Consider the following 16,589-nt stretch of genomic DNA (forward strand, 5'->3'; position numbering starts at 1 on the left):
CGCCGGCTCACACTCGTTTGATCTTGGCCGGGTTGAAGACGTAGGGGAGGTACGAATCGAGCTCGATCCCCGCGAGGTCGGAGTGGGTGACGAAGTTCTGCGGGATACGGCACAACGGGACCCAGAGTGCTTCGTCCGCGATGATGTCGGTGATCTTCAGGTAGACGTCGTTGGTCTTGTCCTCGGTGCCCTTGGTGATCGCCTCGTCCATGAGCGCGTCCACCTTGGGGTTGCCGTACTGGAACGCGTTCAGCGGCTTCGCGCCGGTGCGCAGGAAGATCCGCAGCGCGGTGTCCAGGTGCAGTGCGTCACCGCCCATCGACCCCAGGAGCAGGTCCGGCCGCTTCTCGGCCGGCTGGTTGCACAGGTCGAACCACTCCGCCGAGGGCATCGCCCGGATGGTGATCTCCAGCCCGGTCGGGGCGAGCTGGGTCTGGATCAGCTCGGCCATCTGCTGGGCCGGCGCGCCGTTGGACGACACCCAGGCGAAGTCGATCTTCTTGTTCGACAGCGAGGCGATCTTCTTGGTCAGCGGCGCGAGGTCGACCTTCGGGTCGAAGGGTGCGAGCCCCTTGGGGAACATGTTCTCCGGCCAGAAGTTCTCCTGGACCGTGGTGAGCCCCTTGAAGGACGTCTCGACCGCAGTGGCGCGGTCGATGGCGGTCATCATCGCCTGCCGCAGGGACTTGTCCTTGAACATGCCCGCGCCAGGGTTCATGTAGAGCGACATCATCGACGCGCCGAGGTTCGTGGCGACCGCGAACTTCTTGTTCTTCCGGTAGCTGAGCACGTCGGCGATGGCGAACCCGTGGCTGACCAGATTGAACGCGCCCTGGTCCAGCTGGAGCTTCTGGGTAGCGATCTCGGGGGTGATCTGGATCCGGATCGTCTTGAAATAGGGCTGCGCGCCCCAGTAGCCGTCGAATCGCTCCAGGACGTAGTGGCTCCCCGGCACGAACTCCTTCATGACATAAGGGCCGGTGCCCGCGTCGTGGGTCTTGAGCCACGTCTGGGCCAGGTCGCCGCCCACCGCGTTCTTGGTGACCGCCGTCGGGCTGGTCACCAGCATCTTCCACGGGCAGGCCGCATAGTGGAGGAAGGCGTTGTTGGGCTCCTTGAGCTTGATGACGAGGGTGGTCGCGTCCTTCGCCGTGGCCTTCTCGATCCCCTCCACCATGTAGGCAGGTCCCTGTTTGACCCCGGCCCGACGCTTGAAGCTCTTCAACCACGCCTCGGCGTCGGCGGGTGTCCCGTCGTGGAACGTGACGTCCGGCTTCAGCTTGAAGGTGTAGGTCAGCTGGTCGTCGGAGACCGTCCAGGAGTCCGCCAGCTGCGGGATTATCTCGGACGTGCCGGACTTGTAGGTGACGAGGCCGTCGTAGCACGCGTGCATGACCTGCACGCCCTCGCCCTCGTACATGATGTCCGGGTCGGGGACCTGCATGTCCTGCAGGAACGGCATGCGCAGGGTGAGGTTGCCCGCGCCGTCCTCGCTGGCCCCATCGGTGCCACAGGCCTCGAGCAGGCTCATCAGGCTGACGCTGCCGAGCGTGATGCCGGCTGCCTTGAGCAGGCTGCGACGGCTCAGTTGGGTGCGCGGTTCCGGTCTGTGCTGGGCTTCGATCTTGGTGGGCACGGACGCCTCCTACGGCGGGACTCACGAAGCAACTTGGACAGTGCGGTGAGGGATGAGGCGAGGCGTTCGGCTCGTCTCCACGCTGTTCGCCAGATCAAAGCGGCGGTGTGTGACACCGCAGCGTCGTCATCGTGGCTTTCCTATTGCGCCTGGTTCGTAACAGACAGTGTTTTAGTCACGGAGCGGCCGAAGCCATGCGGGGCACTCGGAAGGCCAGAGGTGCGCGGCACAAAGGGCCAGGGGCGCGCGTCACGACGCGGGCTCTGGCAGGCCCTCTGTGCCGGCGCGGAGGGAGGCGTACTCAGGTCCCGGGAGCGGGGCGGAGAGCGGTCTCCGGGGCGGCCAACAGCAGGTCGCGCAGGCGCAGGACGACCGTCAGTACCGCGGCCATCCCGACCAGGGACGACAGCATCAGGGCGTTCCTGGTGCCGAGCAGTTCGGCACCCGCTCCGATCAGCACCATTCCTATCGGCATCGCGCCGATCGCCGTACTGAGCACCCCCAGGGCGACGCCGCGTTCGGTGTCGTGTGCGGACTCGATCGCGAGGAGACTCTGCATGGACCCGAACGCGGCCTGTCCCATCCCGGCCACGAACAACGCGATGAACGCGAGTTGGAACACAGGGGCGATGGAGAAGCAGAACAGGCCGAGCAGAGCGACCATCGAGCCGACCGCGAAGACCAGTCCGCGCCTCAGGAGGGGCCGGGTGCTCAGGACGATTCCGCAGAGGATCTGGCCGCCGCCCGCGGCGGCGCCCAGGGCACCGGCGAGCACGGCGTCGGCGGAGAACTCAGCGGCCACGAGAGGTACCAGCGGAATGTAGCCGAACATGAACAGGTTCATCGCCACGGTCACACCCAAAGTGGCCATCAGGCGCCTGCTGCGCCGGGCGAGCCTGATGCTGGCGGCGGCCTGCGTGACGATCGACACGCGCACACCGCGGTCGCGCGGGGTGGCGTAGCGAGGACTGGGGACCAGCCGCAGCAAGGCCGCCGAAACGCACAGCAGCACGCCCATCCCGGCGAATCCCGCTCCCATGCCCACGTGGTCGATGAGCGCACCACCGGCGAGCGTGCCGAACATGGCCGACCCCGCCTGTGCGGTGGCCTCGATCGTCATCGCCTGCCCGGCGAAACGCGGACCGACGGTCTCGTAGATGAGGGGGCGCTGCGCGGTCATGTTCACCAGCCCCCCGATTCCCAGGGCGAACATGAAGGGAAGGGTCATCCAGACCTCGACCTGTCCGGACTGGACGAGTCCGAACATCGCGAACTGGACGGGGATCAGCACCAACTGGACGCGACGGACGAGCTTGCGGCGGTCAAGTCGGTCGCTGATCACCCCCGCCACGAAGCCACCGATGAGCATCGGGAGGAAGACGAGCGCGCCGACCACCTGGTTGAGGATGGGCGACCCGGACATCTGGGCCAGCAGGTAGCTCGTGGTGAACAGGCCGCCCCACCGCGTGGTGTGCCAGACGAAGGAGCTCACGCAGAGGTAGCGGTAGCCGGGGACCTGGAACAGCGCCCGCAACGAGTACGACGGCGCCGGGGCGGCCGGGTGTGCCGGGGATCGTGCTTCGTCGGTGGTCATCCGGTGTTCACCGCTGCCTTCTCCCGTCGCCGCAGACCGGACACCCCGAGGAGGATCAGCAGGCTCAGGCACGCGGAGCCCAGGGCGAGCGCGGAGAACCCGATCCAGCTGAGCAGGAACCCGCACAGGATTCCGGCGACTCCGCCGGAGACAGCGGTGACGAAGTCCGCCGCGCCCTGGACCTGCACTCGATCACCGGAGGTGACGGTGTCCACCAGAAGCGTCGAGGCGCCGATGAAGACGAGCGCCCAGCCGAGCCCCACGGTGAACATCGAGACGAACATCATGGTGACGTTGTCCGCCACCGTCCCTGCGCAGCCGGCGAGAACGAGCACGAACGCACCGTTCCGCATCGTCACGAGCCGCCCGAAGCGGTCCGCGAAGCGACCGACGAGCGGGCTGAAGGCGAACATGCCCGCCATGTGGGCCGAGACCACGAAAGGGATGATCGCCTCGTGGTGGTGCGTCTTCATCTCGATCGGTGACATGGCCATCACGCCGACCATCACGGCTTGGGCGACAACCATGGAGAGCAGAGCCAGCCGGGCCGCGGGTGTGGTGGCGATCACCCGCAGTGAGCCGGTGACGCGGATCGACCGGGCGGCGACGGTCGCGACATTGCCCTCCGCCCAGACCGCCAAGGGGTCGGGGCGTAGTCGCACGCCCACGTTGACCATCGCGCAGACGAAGAAGAACGAGCTCAGGAGCCAGGGACCGGCGTACTTCTCGAGCCCGAACGCGGATTGGCCGAGCGCCTCGGCGGGTCCGACGAGAGTCGGGCCGAAGATCGCTCCGAAGGTGGCCGCGAACAGGATCCGGCCCATCGCCCGGCTTCGCTGGTCCGGCTCGGCCAAGTCGGTCGCCGCGTACCGGGCGAGGAGGTTGGTGGCGGAACCGGCGCCGTACAGCAGGAGGCCGCACACGAAGAGCGTGAGGGACGAGATCTGCACGCCGGCACACGCGACAAGACCTCCCGAGGCGGCGAGTGCGTAGCCCAGCTGCATGCCGACCCGCCGTCCGCGTAGCGCCATGACCCGGGCGAGCACCTGCGCCATGACTCCCGAGCCCGCGGTGACGGCAGCGGTCGACAGACCCACCCACGGTGTGGCGACGCCGACGATGTCCTCGACCACGAAGCCGCCGATCGTGACGGCCGCACCGAGCGCACCGGCGCCCACCACCTGGCCCAGGGTGAGCACGCGCAGGCTCCTGCGTTGGATCTCCGCGCGCTCGACCGGAGTTCGGGACATCCCCCAGGACGGGGAAGCCACGTCAGAACTCGAGCAGGTTGTCGCGGAACATCTCATAGGAGTACGAGGTCCGTGTCAGCCCGCGCTTCTGCAACTCGGGCACCAGCCCGTCGCAGACCTCGCTGATGGAGCGCCGCGTCAGAACGTCCTGGGTGAGCAGGAACCCGTCGCCGCCCACCGTGGCCATGACGTCACCCATCTGGTCGGCGACTTCGGACGGCGTCCCCAGCAGCTCGACGCGCTGTCCGGCGCTGGTGGACGACTGGGCGGCGACCTCGCGCAGCGTGCGGTCCCCGTTGTGGGCGACGAACTGCTGCAGCGAGCTCTGGTGGCCGTTGGTCACCAGCTGGGACGCCAGATCCTTGATCGGGGTGTCCAGGTCGAACACGGAGAAGTCGATGTCCGTGGCGTAGCCCATCCCGGCGAGGCGGGTCACCGGGTTGGCGGCCGCCTCCTGTTGGGCCTGCTGCCGGCGGTCCACGGCCGCCTGATGGGTCTCGCCCAGGACCGGTGAGACCAGGAACAGCACCTTCACGGAGTCCGGGTCGCGACCGTGCGCCTCGGCACGGGCCCGGACATCGTCGCGGTACTCCTTCATCTGCTCGACCGTGGTCGCCGAGGCGATGATCGAGTCGGCGTACTTCGAGGCGAAGGCACGGCCCTTGGGCGATCCGCCCGCCTGGACGATGACCGACCTGCCCTGCGGGGAGCGGGCCGAGTTGATGGGGCCCCGCGACTTGTAGAACGTCCCCTCGAAGTCCACCGGGTGGACCTTGGACGGGTCGGCGAAGATGCCGTCCTGGTCGACCACCATGGAACCGGGCTCCCAGGACTCCCAGAGCTTGACGACCAGCTCGGCGAACTCCTCGGCCATGTCGTAGCGGACGTCGTGATCCGGCTGGGCGTCGTGGCCGTAGTTCTGTGCCGCTCGGTCCGAGCTCGCGGTGACCATGTTCCACCCGGCCCGGCCCCGGGAGACGTGGTCCATCGTCGAGACGAGCCGTGCGAGCAGATACGGGGGGTACTCCGTGATCGCCAGCGTCGCGACGATCCCCAGGCGCGAGGTGTTCTGGGTGAGGATCGAGGCCAGGACCGACGGGTCGAACTTGGGGACCGCGTACGCGTTCTCCAGGTAGAAGTCGTGCTTGCCCTGCCAGGCGTCGGGCACGAACGACGAGTCCTCGAGGATGAAGTAGTCGAAGCACGCGCGTTCCAGGGAACGCGCCATGTCGACGTAGAAGTCCGGCAGCATCCCCTCGGACTTGTGCGTGCCGATCCACTGGTCCCGCCAGCCGTGCACGCGGTAGCCGTTCATGAACCAGCCCAGGTGGAACTTTTTGGCTTGCAACCCGGCCTCCCGCTCTCTTCCTGCGACGACGGCGTACGGTCCTGCCGCCGGCCTTCGTGCTGGAAGCTAGCCAGGCGGCGTGACACCGGCAGACCACAACCGTTCCGAGGCGATTGCGCCGACCAGGCGCTTGGGCCGGCGAGGTGGCAGCGGCGCAATGGAAGGTTTACTGCCCACACCTGACCGGGAAATCCGCCGCTCCTTCACTGACGGGGTCAGCATTCGTCCGCTGCTACGGAGGACTCATATGACGGTCGTTGTCGTTGGTAACCCCAAGCCGATGTCGCGTACCCGGGCTGCCGCCGAGCTGATCGCTCGGGAACTCAGCGGGAGCGCGCCGTCCGCGGTGGTCGACGTGGTGGATCTGGGGGCCGGCCTGCTCGGCTGGGGTGACCCGAAGGTGGCTGAGGCAAAGGCCACGGTGCTGGGCGCCGGCTCGCTCGTGGTGGCGTCACCGACGTTCAAGGCCACGTACACAGGTCTCCTCAAGCTGTTTCTCGACCAGTTCGGACAGGGCGAGCTGGGCGGGATCCCGACGTTCCCCGTGATGCTCGGGGCCGGACTCCAGCACGCGCTCGCACCCGAACTGACCCTGCGTCCGGTGCTGGTCGAGATCGGAGCCAGCTGCCCCGCGCCGAGCCTGTACCTGATCGACTCGGAGTACGAGACCTCGCCGGACCTGGCCATCTGGCTCGAGTCGGCCAGGAAGTACGTCCCGGCGGTGGTGACGCCATGATCCGGGCATCCGACATGCGGTTCGACGACGGCCTGCTCCGGCAGGCGTTCGGCTGCTTCCCCAGTGGCGTGACCGCCTTCTGCGCGATGGTGGACGGCGTCCCGGAGGGGATGGCCGCCAGCTCGTTCACCTCCGTCTCGCTGGATCCGGCCCTGGTGTCCGTCTGCGTGGCGAACACGTCCTCCACCTGGCCGCGGCTGGCTGAGGCGAGTCGCCTGGGGGTGAGTGTGCTGGCCGGCGAGCACGGTTCGGTGGCGCGTTCGCTCGCGTCGAAGAACGGTCAACGCTTCGCCGGCGTCGACTGGGTCGCCACCGAGACCGGGGCGGTCCTCGTGCACGGCGCCACGCTGTGGCTCGAGTGCTCCATCTACGAGGTCGTCGTGGCAGGCGATCACGCGATCGTGCTGCTGAAGATCGAGGCGCTCGACATCTATCCCGACGTTCCCCCGATGGTCTTCCACCGCAGCGGCTTCCACGAGCTCGCATCGAGCGCATGAGAGCGGGCCGCCGATTCGAACTCTCGGGTCGGCGGTCGGTCTCGTGCTCACGTCCGCGCCGGATGGCTCGCCACCCCTGAGTCTCCCGGCAACGCCGGCACTCGGGTTCCCGCCGATCACCCGCGCGTGGTCGCCACCAAAGGGGCGCTCACCGAACACCTCAACGCGGCGACGGCCTGCTGGACGACCTCGTAGGCCAGGTGTCGGCGGAGCCTCATACCTGTTCGGGTAACTCTGCTCCTTCGCGAACCTGCTCGGCTCGTTCGTCGAGCAGAGCGACGCACCCGTTCGGCTGGTGCGGCCGCCGAACAGACCGAGCGGTCCCCCGGCCCGCCACGGCCGGCGCAATCGCGGTGACCGCCCGGTGACCATCGCCTTCGTGCTCATCGGCGCCAAGTCAACTGCTGCCAGGGCGAGTTACGGCCAGTGATATTCCGCGAGGTCCCGGCCGAGGGTGCCGGAGACCTGGAAAACCCTGCCGACGGGGGTCGTCACGGGCGGAGAAACAGTGGACGGCGAGGGCCGGGGCGCCTCTGACTCCCCGGCCCTCGCCGTCCACCCTGCACGTTGAAGCAGGCGGACTGCTCGTCACTGGGCGCCGCCTAGTTGACGTTGAGCCTTGGCCAGGGGTGTCGTCCCGCCTCAGCAGAGCCTCGATCATCAGCACCGAGGGTCGGGGCGGCAGCCGCAGCCGGTCGCGGACCATCGGCGGGCATCCGAAGGACTGTCCAGCGGGCGCGCGCCTCGATCCGGCGGGACGACTCGTCGCCGAACCGGGCCACCCGGCTGAGCTCGTCGATGCACAGCAGCCACGCGCCCGCCGCGCGGATTCCGGTCTCGGGTCCGCGGGTGACCAGCCCCTCGCGGGCCGGCGGCTACGTGATTGCCATGCGACGCCCGACGAAGTGAGTGAGCTGTACGCTGCCCAGCAGGACGATGGCGATGAGCCCGAAGAGCGCGGCCATCCCGATCTGCGTGCCCAGCACAGCGCAGCCGACGGTCCCGGCGAGGACGCCGATGCCGGCGGAGATGCGGAATTTCGCCAGGCCGGCCGAGGAGTCGCCGACCTGCGCGACCACCAGCACGGGGAGGCTCGCGGTCGCCCCGGCGAGGCTGACGCCGAACAGCACCGACATCGCCAGGTAGACCGTCAGGTCGGAGGTGAGGGCGAGGACGGTCGCGCATACCGTTCCCAGCGCGAACGCGGTGAGGAGCACGGCGACGACTCCGACGCGCCGGATGAGGCGGTACGCCACGGTGAGGACGGCGATCTCGAAAGCGGACATGAGGGCGATCGCGAGGGCGATCGTGACGGTGGGGTACTGGCGTGCCGCGCCCGCGAGCGGAAGAGCGGTGAACAGCACGCCACCGCGGAGGAATTCGCCGCACATCGCCAGCACGAGAGCGGCGCCGCCGCCGGTCGACTTGCCGAATCGAGGCAGGCCGAGCCGCGGTCGCGACAAGCCGGGCGGCGGCGCCAGGTTCGGCAGCGCGGCGGCGAGCGCGGCGGCGACCACCAGCGCGCAGACACCGGTGACGACGAGCGCGATCCGATAGCCCGCCTCGCCGCTGATCACCCCGGCGAGCAGCAACCCGCCGGGCGACCCGACCGCACCGCCGAAGAGGAAGGCGGCGTTGAACCGCCCCAGGGCGCGGGCGGTGTCCCCGGCTGCCGGGCGCACCCGCACGGCCGCCTGCAGGCCGGCGCCGAGCATCATCCCGCCGCCGAATCCCTGCACGACCCGGGACGCCATCAACAGCACGTTGTCTTGCGCCAGTCCCATCCCGATGGACGAAGCGCCGAACAGGGACAGCCCGACGGTGAGGGCGACCCTGGCGTCCAGGCCGGGGACGAGCCTGGTGCCGAACACGTCGATGAGGATGACGCCCACTGCCGAGGTCAGCATGAAGATGCCGATGTACACGCTGCTTCGCGAGAGCTCACGGCCGAACAGCACCTCCAGCGGAGCGGTGAAGCTCATCGTCACTCCGGCCGCCGCCATCAAGGGCAGGAACCACCGCACCCGACGCGTCCATACCGCACCACGTTCGGCGTACTCGATCGACAGTCCCACCGGCCACCTCCCGACGCTGGGCAGTGGGAGCACCGACGGTTCGACGCCCCAGAGATCCGCCTGCGCCAGGAGACCCCGCCGACATGACCCCGGCGATTCCTTACGGTTCTGGATGCATTGCGCGGCCACGTCGGCACAGGCGTCAGCCGGACACCGGCGCAATCACCAGCGCCGACTCCCGACACGCGGCGAAAACGATCTCCCGCTTCGATGGCGTAAAACCAAGGAGGTACGTCATGACCCGCGACAAGCGCATCCATCTCGCATGGTTCCTCGGGCACGGCTTCGGGGTCAGCGACTGGCGCAGTCCGTGGCACGGCACGGGCGGGCATGACTGGATGCGCCCCGACTTCCACCAGGACTTCGCACGTTCCCTGGAGCGGGCCTGCTTCGACTACCTGATCATCGAGGACAGCAGCTTCGTCTGCGACGCCTACGGCCAGTCGTCGGAGATCTACCTGAGCAACGCGATGACGGTGCCCAAGCACGATCCGGCGGTGCTCGCCTCGGTCATGCTGCTGGCGACGCGGCGCATCGGCATCGTCCCGACGCTGACCGTGACGGAATACCCGCCGTTCCTGCTCGCCCGCCTCGTCGCCACACTGGACGGTCTCTCCGCCGGTCGCGCGGGGTGGAACATCGTTACCGGCAGCTCCGACCGGGCGGCCCAGAACTACGGCAAGGATGCCCAGCCGCCGCACGACCTGCGCTATGACATGGCGCAGGAGATGACGGACCTGGTGAAGCAGCTGTGGGGGTCGTGGGAGCCGGACTCGATCCCGGCCGACATCACCGCCGGGGTCTTCGCCGAACACACCAAGGTCAACCCGGTCGACTTCAGCGGCACGTACTTCAAGTCCCGTGGTCCACTGAACACAGCCCCCTCCCCGCAGGGCCGGCCGGCCCTGATCCAGGCCGGTGGGTCGGCGCGCGGACGCGAGTTCGCCGCGCGCAACGCCGACAGCGTCATCGCCTCGGCCAATTCGCCGGAAATGATGAAGGAGTACCGCGACGACGTGCGGGCCCGCGCGGCGACCGCCGGACGCGACCCGGACGAGATCAAAGTCCTGTTCCTCATCACCCCTTACCTCGGCGAGACCACGGCCGAGGCACGCGACCGCAAGGCGCGGCACGACGACGAGGCGTGGCAGCACCCGGAGCGTGGGCTGGCCGGCATGGGGTTCATCACCGACATCGACTTCTCCGGCTACGACGTCGACACGCCGCTCGGGCAGCTCGAGACCTCGTTCAGCACCAACGGCCACCAGAGCTCTCTGGCGCTGCGACTCGGCAAGGGCGAGCGGGCGACGTTGCGTGAGGTCGCGGCCGGGGGGTACGCATTCGAGCCGGTCGGCACCCCCGCCGAGGTCGCCGACCAGGTGGACGCCGTCATGGCGGAGGTCGGCGGCGACGGGCTGTTGTTCAACGTCAACCCGCTCAACCGCCGCACCATCGCCGAGATCGCCGACGGGCTGGTTCCCGAACTCCAGGCCCGCGGCCTGTCCCGCACCCGCTACGACCACCCGCACCTGCGAGGCAACCTGCGCGCCTTCTAGGGCCTGTCCGGCGGTTCAGGGCGCAGCGAAGCAAGGCGCCCAATCAGCACCGGTGAGCGGGGCGAACGGGGCTGCCCCCGCGCGAGGTTGTTCGAGCGTGGGCGAGCGTCCGGCTGCAAGGCGGAGGAGGGAGTCGACGCGATGGGGCCCCCGCTCGAGCGAAGTCGAGAGTGAGGGAGTCGGTGACCGACGACAACGCCGGAGATGGGAGTGCCAAGCCCCGCGTCTGTGGCATGATCCGCCGGACAGGCCTAAGCCGGCAGCCGGGCGAGCAGTTCGTAGGACCGCAGCCGGGCGGTGTGATCGCCCACGAAGTCGCAGATCATCAGCTCCTCCGCTCCGCTCTCGGCGCGGATCAGCGCGAGCTGCTCCCATATCCGCTCCGGTGCCCCGGACAGGTGGCGTGGCCACTGCCCCGGTTTGACGGCCACCGGTGCCGGAACGTGGCCGAGCTCGGCGAGGGCCCGCTGCGGGGTCGGCAAGGGCAGGTCGGCGGCGGGGTCGCGGTCCGCGACACGGCGGGCGTGCAGTTCGGCGCCCGCGCGCAGCAGGTCGGCCTCTTCGTCGGTCGGCGCGCAGACCGCGCTGACGGCGAGCATCGCGTACGGCACCGCCTCGCCGGAAGACGGGCGGAACGCCGAGCGGTAGATCGACAGGACCGACGGCGCGTCCAGCGGATTGAGGAACGCGGCGAAGCAGTACCGCATCCCGAGCCGGCCGGCCAGGACGGCGCTCTCGGCACTGGACCCGAGCAGCCATGGCTGTGGCCCGCCCGCGACGCCGGGTGAGAGCGGATACGCGGCATAAGGATGCTCCGGCGGGAAGTCGTGCGAGAGCCACGCCAGCAGCTCGACCAACTGCTCCCGATACGCCATCAGCGAGGTGGTCGCGGCCAGCGCGGCGAACATGGGGTCGTCGTCGTAATCATCCGCGCCACCCAGGGCCGCCTCCACCGGCGGCGGGCTGCTGCCCCGCCCCATGCCCAGGTCGATGCGGCCGGGGAACAGGGAGTGCAGTACGCGGAAGATGTCGGCCACTTTGTACGGACGGTACTTGTCGATCAGCACCGCCCCCGAGCCGACGCGGATCCGCGAGGTCAGCGTGGCCAGATGCGCGATCAGCACCTCGGGTGCCGACCCCGCGTTGCGGTGGCCGATGCCGTGGTGCTCGGCGAGCCAGTACCGTTCGTACCCCGCTCGCTCAGCGATCGAGATCAGCTCCGCGCTCTGCCGGAAGGCATCCGTGCCCGTCCCGCCGGGCGGGACGGGCGAGATGTCCAGGATCGAGTAACGCACATCAGAACTCGCGCAATGTGTCGCGCAGGTGCGAAGCCGTGTACTGGGTGCGGGTCAGCCCGCGACGCTGCAGGGCGGGGATGAGCCCTTCGCAGATCTCGGTGATGTACTGCTTGCTGACTCGCATGTACGGGGCGCTGATCAGGAAGCCGTCTCCGCCGCCCATCGCTTCGTTGGCCTCCCCCATCTTCTCGGCGACCTGATCGGGCGTGCCGACCAGTTCGATGGAGTCCGATGTCCCGCCGTTGTCGAGGACGAGCTGACGCAGCGTCTTGTTGCTGCCCCACTGGGCGAACTTGTCCAGCGAGCCTCGCTCACCGTTGGTCTCCAGACGAGGGAGCGGCTTGTCGAGATCGAACTGGGAGAAGTCGATGTCGGTGACGGACGACAGGCCGGCCAGCGACTGCATGATCGCGTCGGGATCGGCGTCCATGCGCTGCTTCTTCGCACGCGCTTCCTCCTCGGTAGCGCCGAGGACGGGGCCGATCACGAACAGCACCTTGATGTCATCGGGGTTGCGGCCCTGCGCCGCGGCCCGGGCCCGCACGTCGTCCCGGTACGACTTCATTCCCTCCACCCCGTTGGCCACGGCGATGATCGAGTCGGCGGACTCGGCGGCGAACTGCCTGCCGCGCGGCGACCCGCCCGCCTGGACGAAGACCGGACGGCCCTGCGGCGAGCGCACCGTGTTCAGCGGGCCGCGGGACTTGTAGTACGTGCCGGAGAAGTTGATGGGGCGGACCTTCTTGAAGTCCGCGTATGTGTTGGTCTCCCGGTCGCGGACCACCGCGTCCGGCTCCCACGAGTCCCAGAGCTTGCACACCAGGTCGACGTACTCATCCGCTTTGTCGTAGCGCAGGTCGTGCTCGGTGAGCTTGTCCATGCCGAAGTTCTGCGCCGAGCCGTCCTCGCCCGAGGTGACGATGTTCCAGCCGAAGCGCCCCTCGGCGATGCTGTCCAGCGTCGAGCAGAGCCGGGCGAGCATGAAGGGCGGGTAGAAGGTCGTCGACATCGTCGCGACCACGCCCATCTTGCTGGTGGCCGCCGCCATGATGGCGGCCAGCGGCGCCGGGTCGCCCTTGGGCGCCATGCTGGCGTACTTCAGGTACGCCTCGGAGGTGCCACCGTACGCCTCGGACACCATGAGGGTGTCCTCGATCATGATGTAGTCGAAGCAGGCCTGCTCCATCGCCTGGGCCATCTCGATGTAGAACTTCCCGTTCCAGGGCATGCCGTCGTTCCCGAACGGCGTGTTCCACTCGTTCGTCGTGAAGTTCATGAACCAGCCCATGTGGAACTGCTTGCCGGCCATGTCAGAACTCCCGCAGGTGATCGCGCAGCATGGTGGTCGTGTACTCCTGCCGAGTGCGGCCCATCTTCTGCAACGCGGGTATCAGTCCGTCGGTGATCTCGGTGACGTAGCGCCGGTTGAGCCGCATCACCGGGCTGGTGATGAGGAACCCGTCACCACCGACCTCGTCCATCACCGCGGCCATCTCCGCGGCGACCTCCTCGGGCGTGCCGGTGAACTGGACGTTGCCGCTCAGGCCGCTGCCGGTGACCAGCTCGCGCAGCGTCTTGTCCTTGCCGCGGGAGATGAAGCTGTTCAGCGCGCCGCGTTCGCCGTTCGTCCACACTTCCGGCAGCGGCTTGTCGAGGTCGAACTGAGCGAAGTCGATCTCGGTGATGGACGAGATTTCGGCCAGCATGTACTCGATGTAGCGCGGGTCGTTGAACCACCGCTCCCGCTTGGCCAGCGCCTCCTCCCTCGTGTCGGCGACGATCGGGGCGACGATGTAGAGCACCTTGCAGTGCGCGGGGTCGCGGCCATGGGCGCGCATCCGGGCGTGGATGTCGTCGCGGTAGGCCTTCATCGCCTCGACGCCGTCCGAGGGGGCGACGATCGTGTCGGCGTGCTGGGCCGCGAGCTCGCGCCCCGGCGGTGACGCGCCGGCCTGGGCGATCGAGGGGCGGTGCTGCGGGGACGGTGCGGTGTTCAGCGGCCCTCGGGACCTGAAGTACTTTCCTTCGAAGTCGATCGTGTGGACCTTGGTGTGGTCGGCGTACGTACCGGTCGCGTAGTCGCGCACGATCGCGTCCGGCTCCCATGACTCCCAGAGCCTGCTGACAAGCTCGAGGTACTCGCTGGCACGGACGTAGCGCTCGTCGTGCTCGTAGAGCTTGTCGAGGCCGAAGTTCTGCGCGGCCCGGTCCTCGCCCGACGTCACGACGTTCCAGCCGAACCGTCCCTTGGTGATGTGGTCGATGGTGCTGGACAGCCGGGCCAGCAGGAACGGTGGGTAGAAGCTGGTTGACATCGTCGGGATGACGCCCAGGCGAGTCGTGGCATTGCCCATCAGCAGGGCGAGCGGAACCGGGTCGTGCTTGGGGTTCACCCCGTGCTTGAGGTCGTGCTCCATCGTGCCGCCGAAAGCCGTCGACACCATCAGCTTGTCCTCGATCAGCACGTAATCGAACTTGGCCCGCTCCAGGTCCTTGGCCATCTCGACGTAGAAGTCACCGGTGAAGTCCCGTCCGCCGTCGCCCCAGTTCCCGTTCCATTCGTCCGCGACGAAGTTCAGAAACCACCCCAGATGAAACTTACCCGCCATGCCGTGCCTTCCTCTCGATGTGCTCATATCGAGAGGACCAGCGGGCGGTTACCTCGCAATGTCTGCCCGGTACCCCCGGCATTGCGCTGCCGGAACCACGATAGAACTCAAGCCTGGACACTCTGCTCACAGCTCCTCGGCCGCGCGTCACGGCGCTGTGGGGTCGGCCATCACCCGTTGTCGGACAGTGGCCGTCACTGTCGATGGCCGCCGATCTGGTCGAAGGCCCAGATCAGGGCGTCAGCTCCTGAGCGACCCCGCACAGGTTCGCGTAGTGCGCGTCGAATTGGGCCGGTCCAGGAGCGCCCATATCAGCTCGCCCTCGACCCGGCGACAGGCTGACTCGCCTCCTCCGCACCTCCACAGGGCCGAGGACGGCCACCTGACCGACCTCTCTCGTAGAGGCTCCGGTGAAGCCGTCATGGTGCTCTCACGCACCCCCGCACGCAGAACTATGGTGCCCCACCACATGTGCCGCTGTTCTGCGGATTCCTACGGTATGGCGACACGAACACGTCCCCGCCAACCGCCAGGAAGTGGTACCGATGTCCTCCCCCGCGACCGCTCCCCCACCCCCCGCCAGCCTCAAGCGCATCGTCGCCGCCAGCCTCATCGGCACCACCATCGAGTGGTACGACTTCTTCCTCTACGGTTCCGCCGCCGCCCTTGTCTTCAACAAGCTGTTCTTTCCCGGCTCCGATCCCCTCGTCGGCACTCTCCTCTCCTTCCTGACCTACGCCGTCGGATTTGCCGCACGTCCGCTCGGCGCGCTCGTCTTCGGGCACTACGGCGACCGGCTCGGGCGCAAGAAGCTGCTGGTGCTGAGCCTGTTGCTGATGGGCGGGGCGACCTTCGCGATCGGCCTGCTGCCCACGCACGCGACGATCGGAACGGCCGCTCCGGTGCTGCTGACCGTGCTGCGTCTGGTGCAGGGCTTCGCACTGGGCGGCGAGTGGGGCGGGGCGGTGCTGCTGGTGTCCGAGCACGGGGACGCGCGCCGCCGCGGCTTCTGGGCGTCGTGGCCACAGACCGGGGCGCCCGCGGGGCAGCTCCTCGCGACCGGGGTGCTGTCCCTGCTGACCGCGGTTCTGTCGGACGCCGCATTCGGCAGCTGGGGCTGGCGGATTCCGTTCCTGCTGTCCGGTGTGCTGGTGATCGTCGGTTTGTGGATTCGTCTGTCTGTCGATGAATCGCCGGTCTTCAAGCAGGCGTTGGCACAGGCCGAGGCCCGCAAGGCGGCACGCCCCGGTGACGTCGAGAAGCTGCCGCTCGTCGCCGTGCTGCGCCACCACTGGCGGGACGTCCTGGTAGCGATGGGCGCACGCATGGCGGAGAACATCAGCTACTACGTGATCACCGCGTTCATCCTCGTCTACGCCACCACCTCGGCCGGCGTCTCCAAGCAGACCGCGCTCAACTCGGTACTCATCGCCTCGGCCGTGCACTTCGCCGTCATCCCGGGCTGGGGCGCGCTGTCGGACCGGATCGGCCGCCGCCCCGTGTATCTGCTGGGCGCGGTCGGTGTAGGCCTGTGGATGTTCCCGTTCTTCTCACTGATCGACACCGGCGGCTTCGGCAACATGATCCTCGCGGTGACCGTGGGCCTGGTGCTGCACGGCGCGATGTACGCGCCCCAGGCCGCCTTCTTCTCCGAGATGTTCGCGACCCGGATGCGCTACTCCGGCGCCTCCATCGGCGCCCAGTTCGCCTCGGTCGCGGCAGGTGCCCCCGCACCGCTGATCGCCACGGCGCTGCTGTCCGACTACGGGAGTTCCACACCCATCGCGCTGTACGTCATCGGCGCGGCCGTCCTGACGGTCATCGCCGTGGGAGTAGCCAAGGAGACCCGCCACCGGGACCTGGCCGAGGTCGATCCCCCGGCCGACGCGGAGCCCGCATCGGCCCGGACCGCGGACGCCCGTACGGTCTGACCCCCTCCGGAACCGGCCCCCGTACGTCCGTGCGTACGGGGGTCAGTGGTGTGCGGGGG

At 68.4% G+C, this 16,589-nt stretch carries 12 protein-coding genes; 4 read left to right on the forward strand and 8 right to left on the reverse strand.

Features of this window, described 5'->3' with window-relative positions; genetic code table 11:
• Window positions 1–7: 7 nt before the first annotated feature.
• The 4 genes from QFZ76_RS06670 to QFZ76_RS06685 all read right to left on the reverse strand — a co-directional run bounded on the left by QFZ76_RS06670 (window position 8) and on the right by QFZ76_RS06685 (window position 5,828).
• On the reverse strand, window positions 8–1,636 hold the full coding sequence (locus QFZ76_RS06670; RefSeq protein ID WP_307672827.1) for an ABC transporter substrate-binding protein: 1,629 nt from the start codon (window positions 1,634–1,636) through the stop codon (window positions 8–10).
• Between the two features lie 301 nt (window positions 1,637–1,937).
• Window positions 1,938–3,230, reverse strand: a complete 1,293-nt coding sequence (locus QFZ76_RS06675; protein WP_307672828.1) for an MFS transporter — start codon at window positions 3,228–3,230, stop codon at window positions 1,938–1,940.
• On the reverse strand, window positions 3,227–4,501 hold the full coding sequence (locus QFZ76_RS06680; protein WP_307672829.1) for an MFS transporter: 1,275 nt from the start codon (window positions 4,499–4,501) through the stop codon (window positions 3,227–3,229). The genes QFZ76_RS06675 and QFZ76_RS06680 overlap by 4 nt, the downstream gene beginning before the upstream one ends.
• 1 nt (window position 4,502) lies before the next feature.
• On the reverse strand, window positions 4,503–5,828 hold the full coding sequence (locus QFZ76_RS06685; protein ID WP_307672830.1) for an NtaA/DmoA family FMN-dependent monooxygenase: 1,326 nt from the start codon (window positions 5,826–5,828) through the stop codon (window positions 4,503–4,505).
• Between the two features lie 247 nt (window positions 5,829–6,075).
• Here QFZ76_RS06685 and QFZ76_RS06690 point away from each other — a divergent pair, with 247 nt between their 5' ends.
• Together QFZ76_RS06690 and QFZ76_RS06695 are read left to right on the forward strand one after the other, a co-directional pair.
• A complete protein-coding gene (locus tag QFZ76_RS06690) occupies window positions 6,076–6,564 on the forward strand; it encodes an NADPH-dependent FMN reductase (protein WP_307672831.1) in 489 nt (162 codons plus the stop codon).
• Window positions 6,561–7,061: a flavin reductase family protein gene (locus tag QFZ76_RS06695; protein WP_307672832.1), complete on the forward strand. Its 501-nt coding sequence runs from the start codon at window positions 6,561–6,563 to the stop codon at window positions 7,059–7,061. The genes QFZ76_RS06690 and QFZ76_RS06695 overlap by 4 nt, the downstream gene beginning before the upstream one ends.
• Window positions 7,062–7,936: 875 nt before the next feature.
• Here the strand turns inward: QFZ76_RS06695 and QFZ76_RS06700 are convergent.
• Window positions 7,937–9,136, reverse strand: coding sequence for an MFS transporter (locus QFZ76_RS06700; RefSeq protein WP_307672833.1), 1,200 nt, complete (start codon window positions 9,134–9,136; stop codon window positions 7,937–7,939).
• A 236-nt stretch (window positions 9,137–9,372) separates the two neighbouring features.
• Here QFZ76_RS06700 and QFZ76_RS06705 point away from each other — a divergent pair, with 236 nt between their 5' ends.
• Window positions 9,373–10,692: an NtaA/DmoA family FMN-dependent monooxygenase gene (locus QFZ76_RS06705; RefSeq protein ID WP_307672834.1), complete on the forward strand. Its 1,320-nt coding sequence runs from the start codon at window positions 9,373–9,375 to the stop codon at window positions 10,690–10,692.
• Between the two features lie 251 nt (window positions 10,693–10,943).
• On the opposite strand, the gene QFZ76_RS06710 is transcribed toward QFZ76_RS06705, so the two are convergent.
• From QFZ76_RS06710 to QFZ76_RS06720, 3 genes are read right to left on the reverse strand one after another with little or no spacing between them, the layout of a single operon-like run.
• On the reverse strand, window positions 10,944–11,987 hold the full coding sequence (locus tag QFZ76_RS06710; protein ID WP_307672835.1) for an MsnO8 family LLM class oxidoreductase: 1,044 nt from the start codon (window positions 11,985–11,987) through the stop codon (window positions 10,944–10,946).
• 1 nt (window position 11,988) lies between these two features.
• Entirely contained in the window at window positions 11,989–13,299 is a 1,311-nt protein-coding gene (locus QFZ76_RS06715) for an NtaA/DmoA family FMN-dependent monooxygenase (protein WP_307672836.1), read from the reverse strand.
• A gap of 1 nt (window position 13,300) precedes the next feature.
• The gene (locus tag QFZ76_RS06720; protein ID WP_307672837.1) at window positions 13,301–14,599 is read right to left on the reverse strand and encodes an NtaA/DmoA family FMN-dependent monooxygenase; all 1,299 of its coding nucleotides are present in this window, start codon (window positions 14,597–14,599) and stop codon (window positions 13,301–13,303) included.
• A gap of 545 nt (window positions 14,600–15,144) precedes the next feature.
• Between QFZ76_RS06720 and QFZ76_RS06725 the strand changes: the two genes are divergently transcribed.
• Entirely contained in the window at window positions 15,145–16,530 is a 1,386-nt protein-coding gene (locus tag QFZ76_RS06725; protein WP_307672838.1) for an MFS transporter, read from the forward strand.
• The last annotated feature ends 59 nt before the right edge of the window (window positions 16,531–16,589 follow it).

It is taken from the genome of Streptomyces sp. V4I2 (assembly GCF_030817655.1).
Lineage (GTDB): Bacteria > Actinomycetota > Actinomycetes > Streptomycetales > Streptomycetaceae > Streptomyces > Streptomyces plumbiresistens.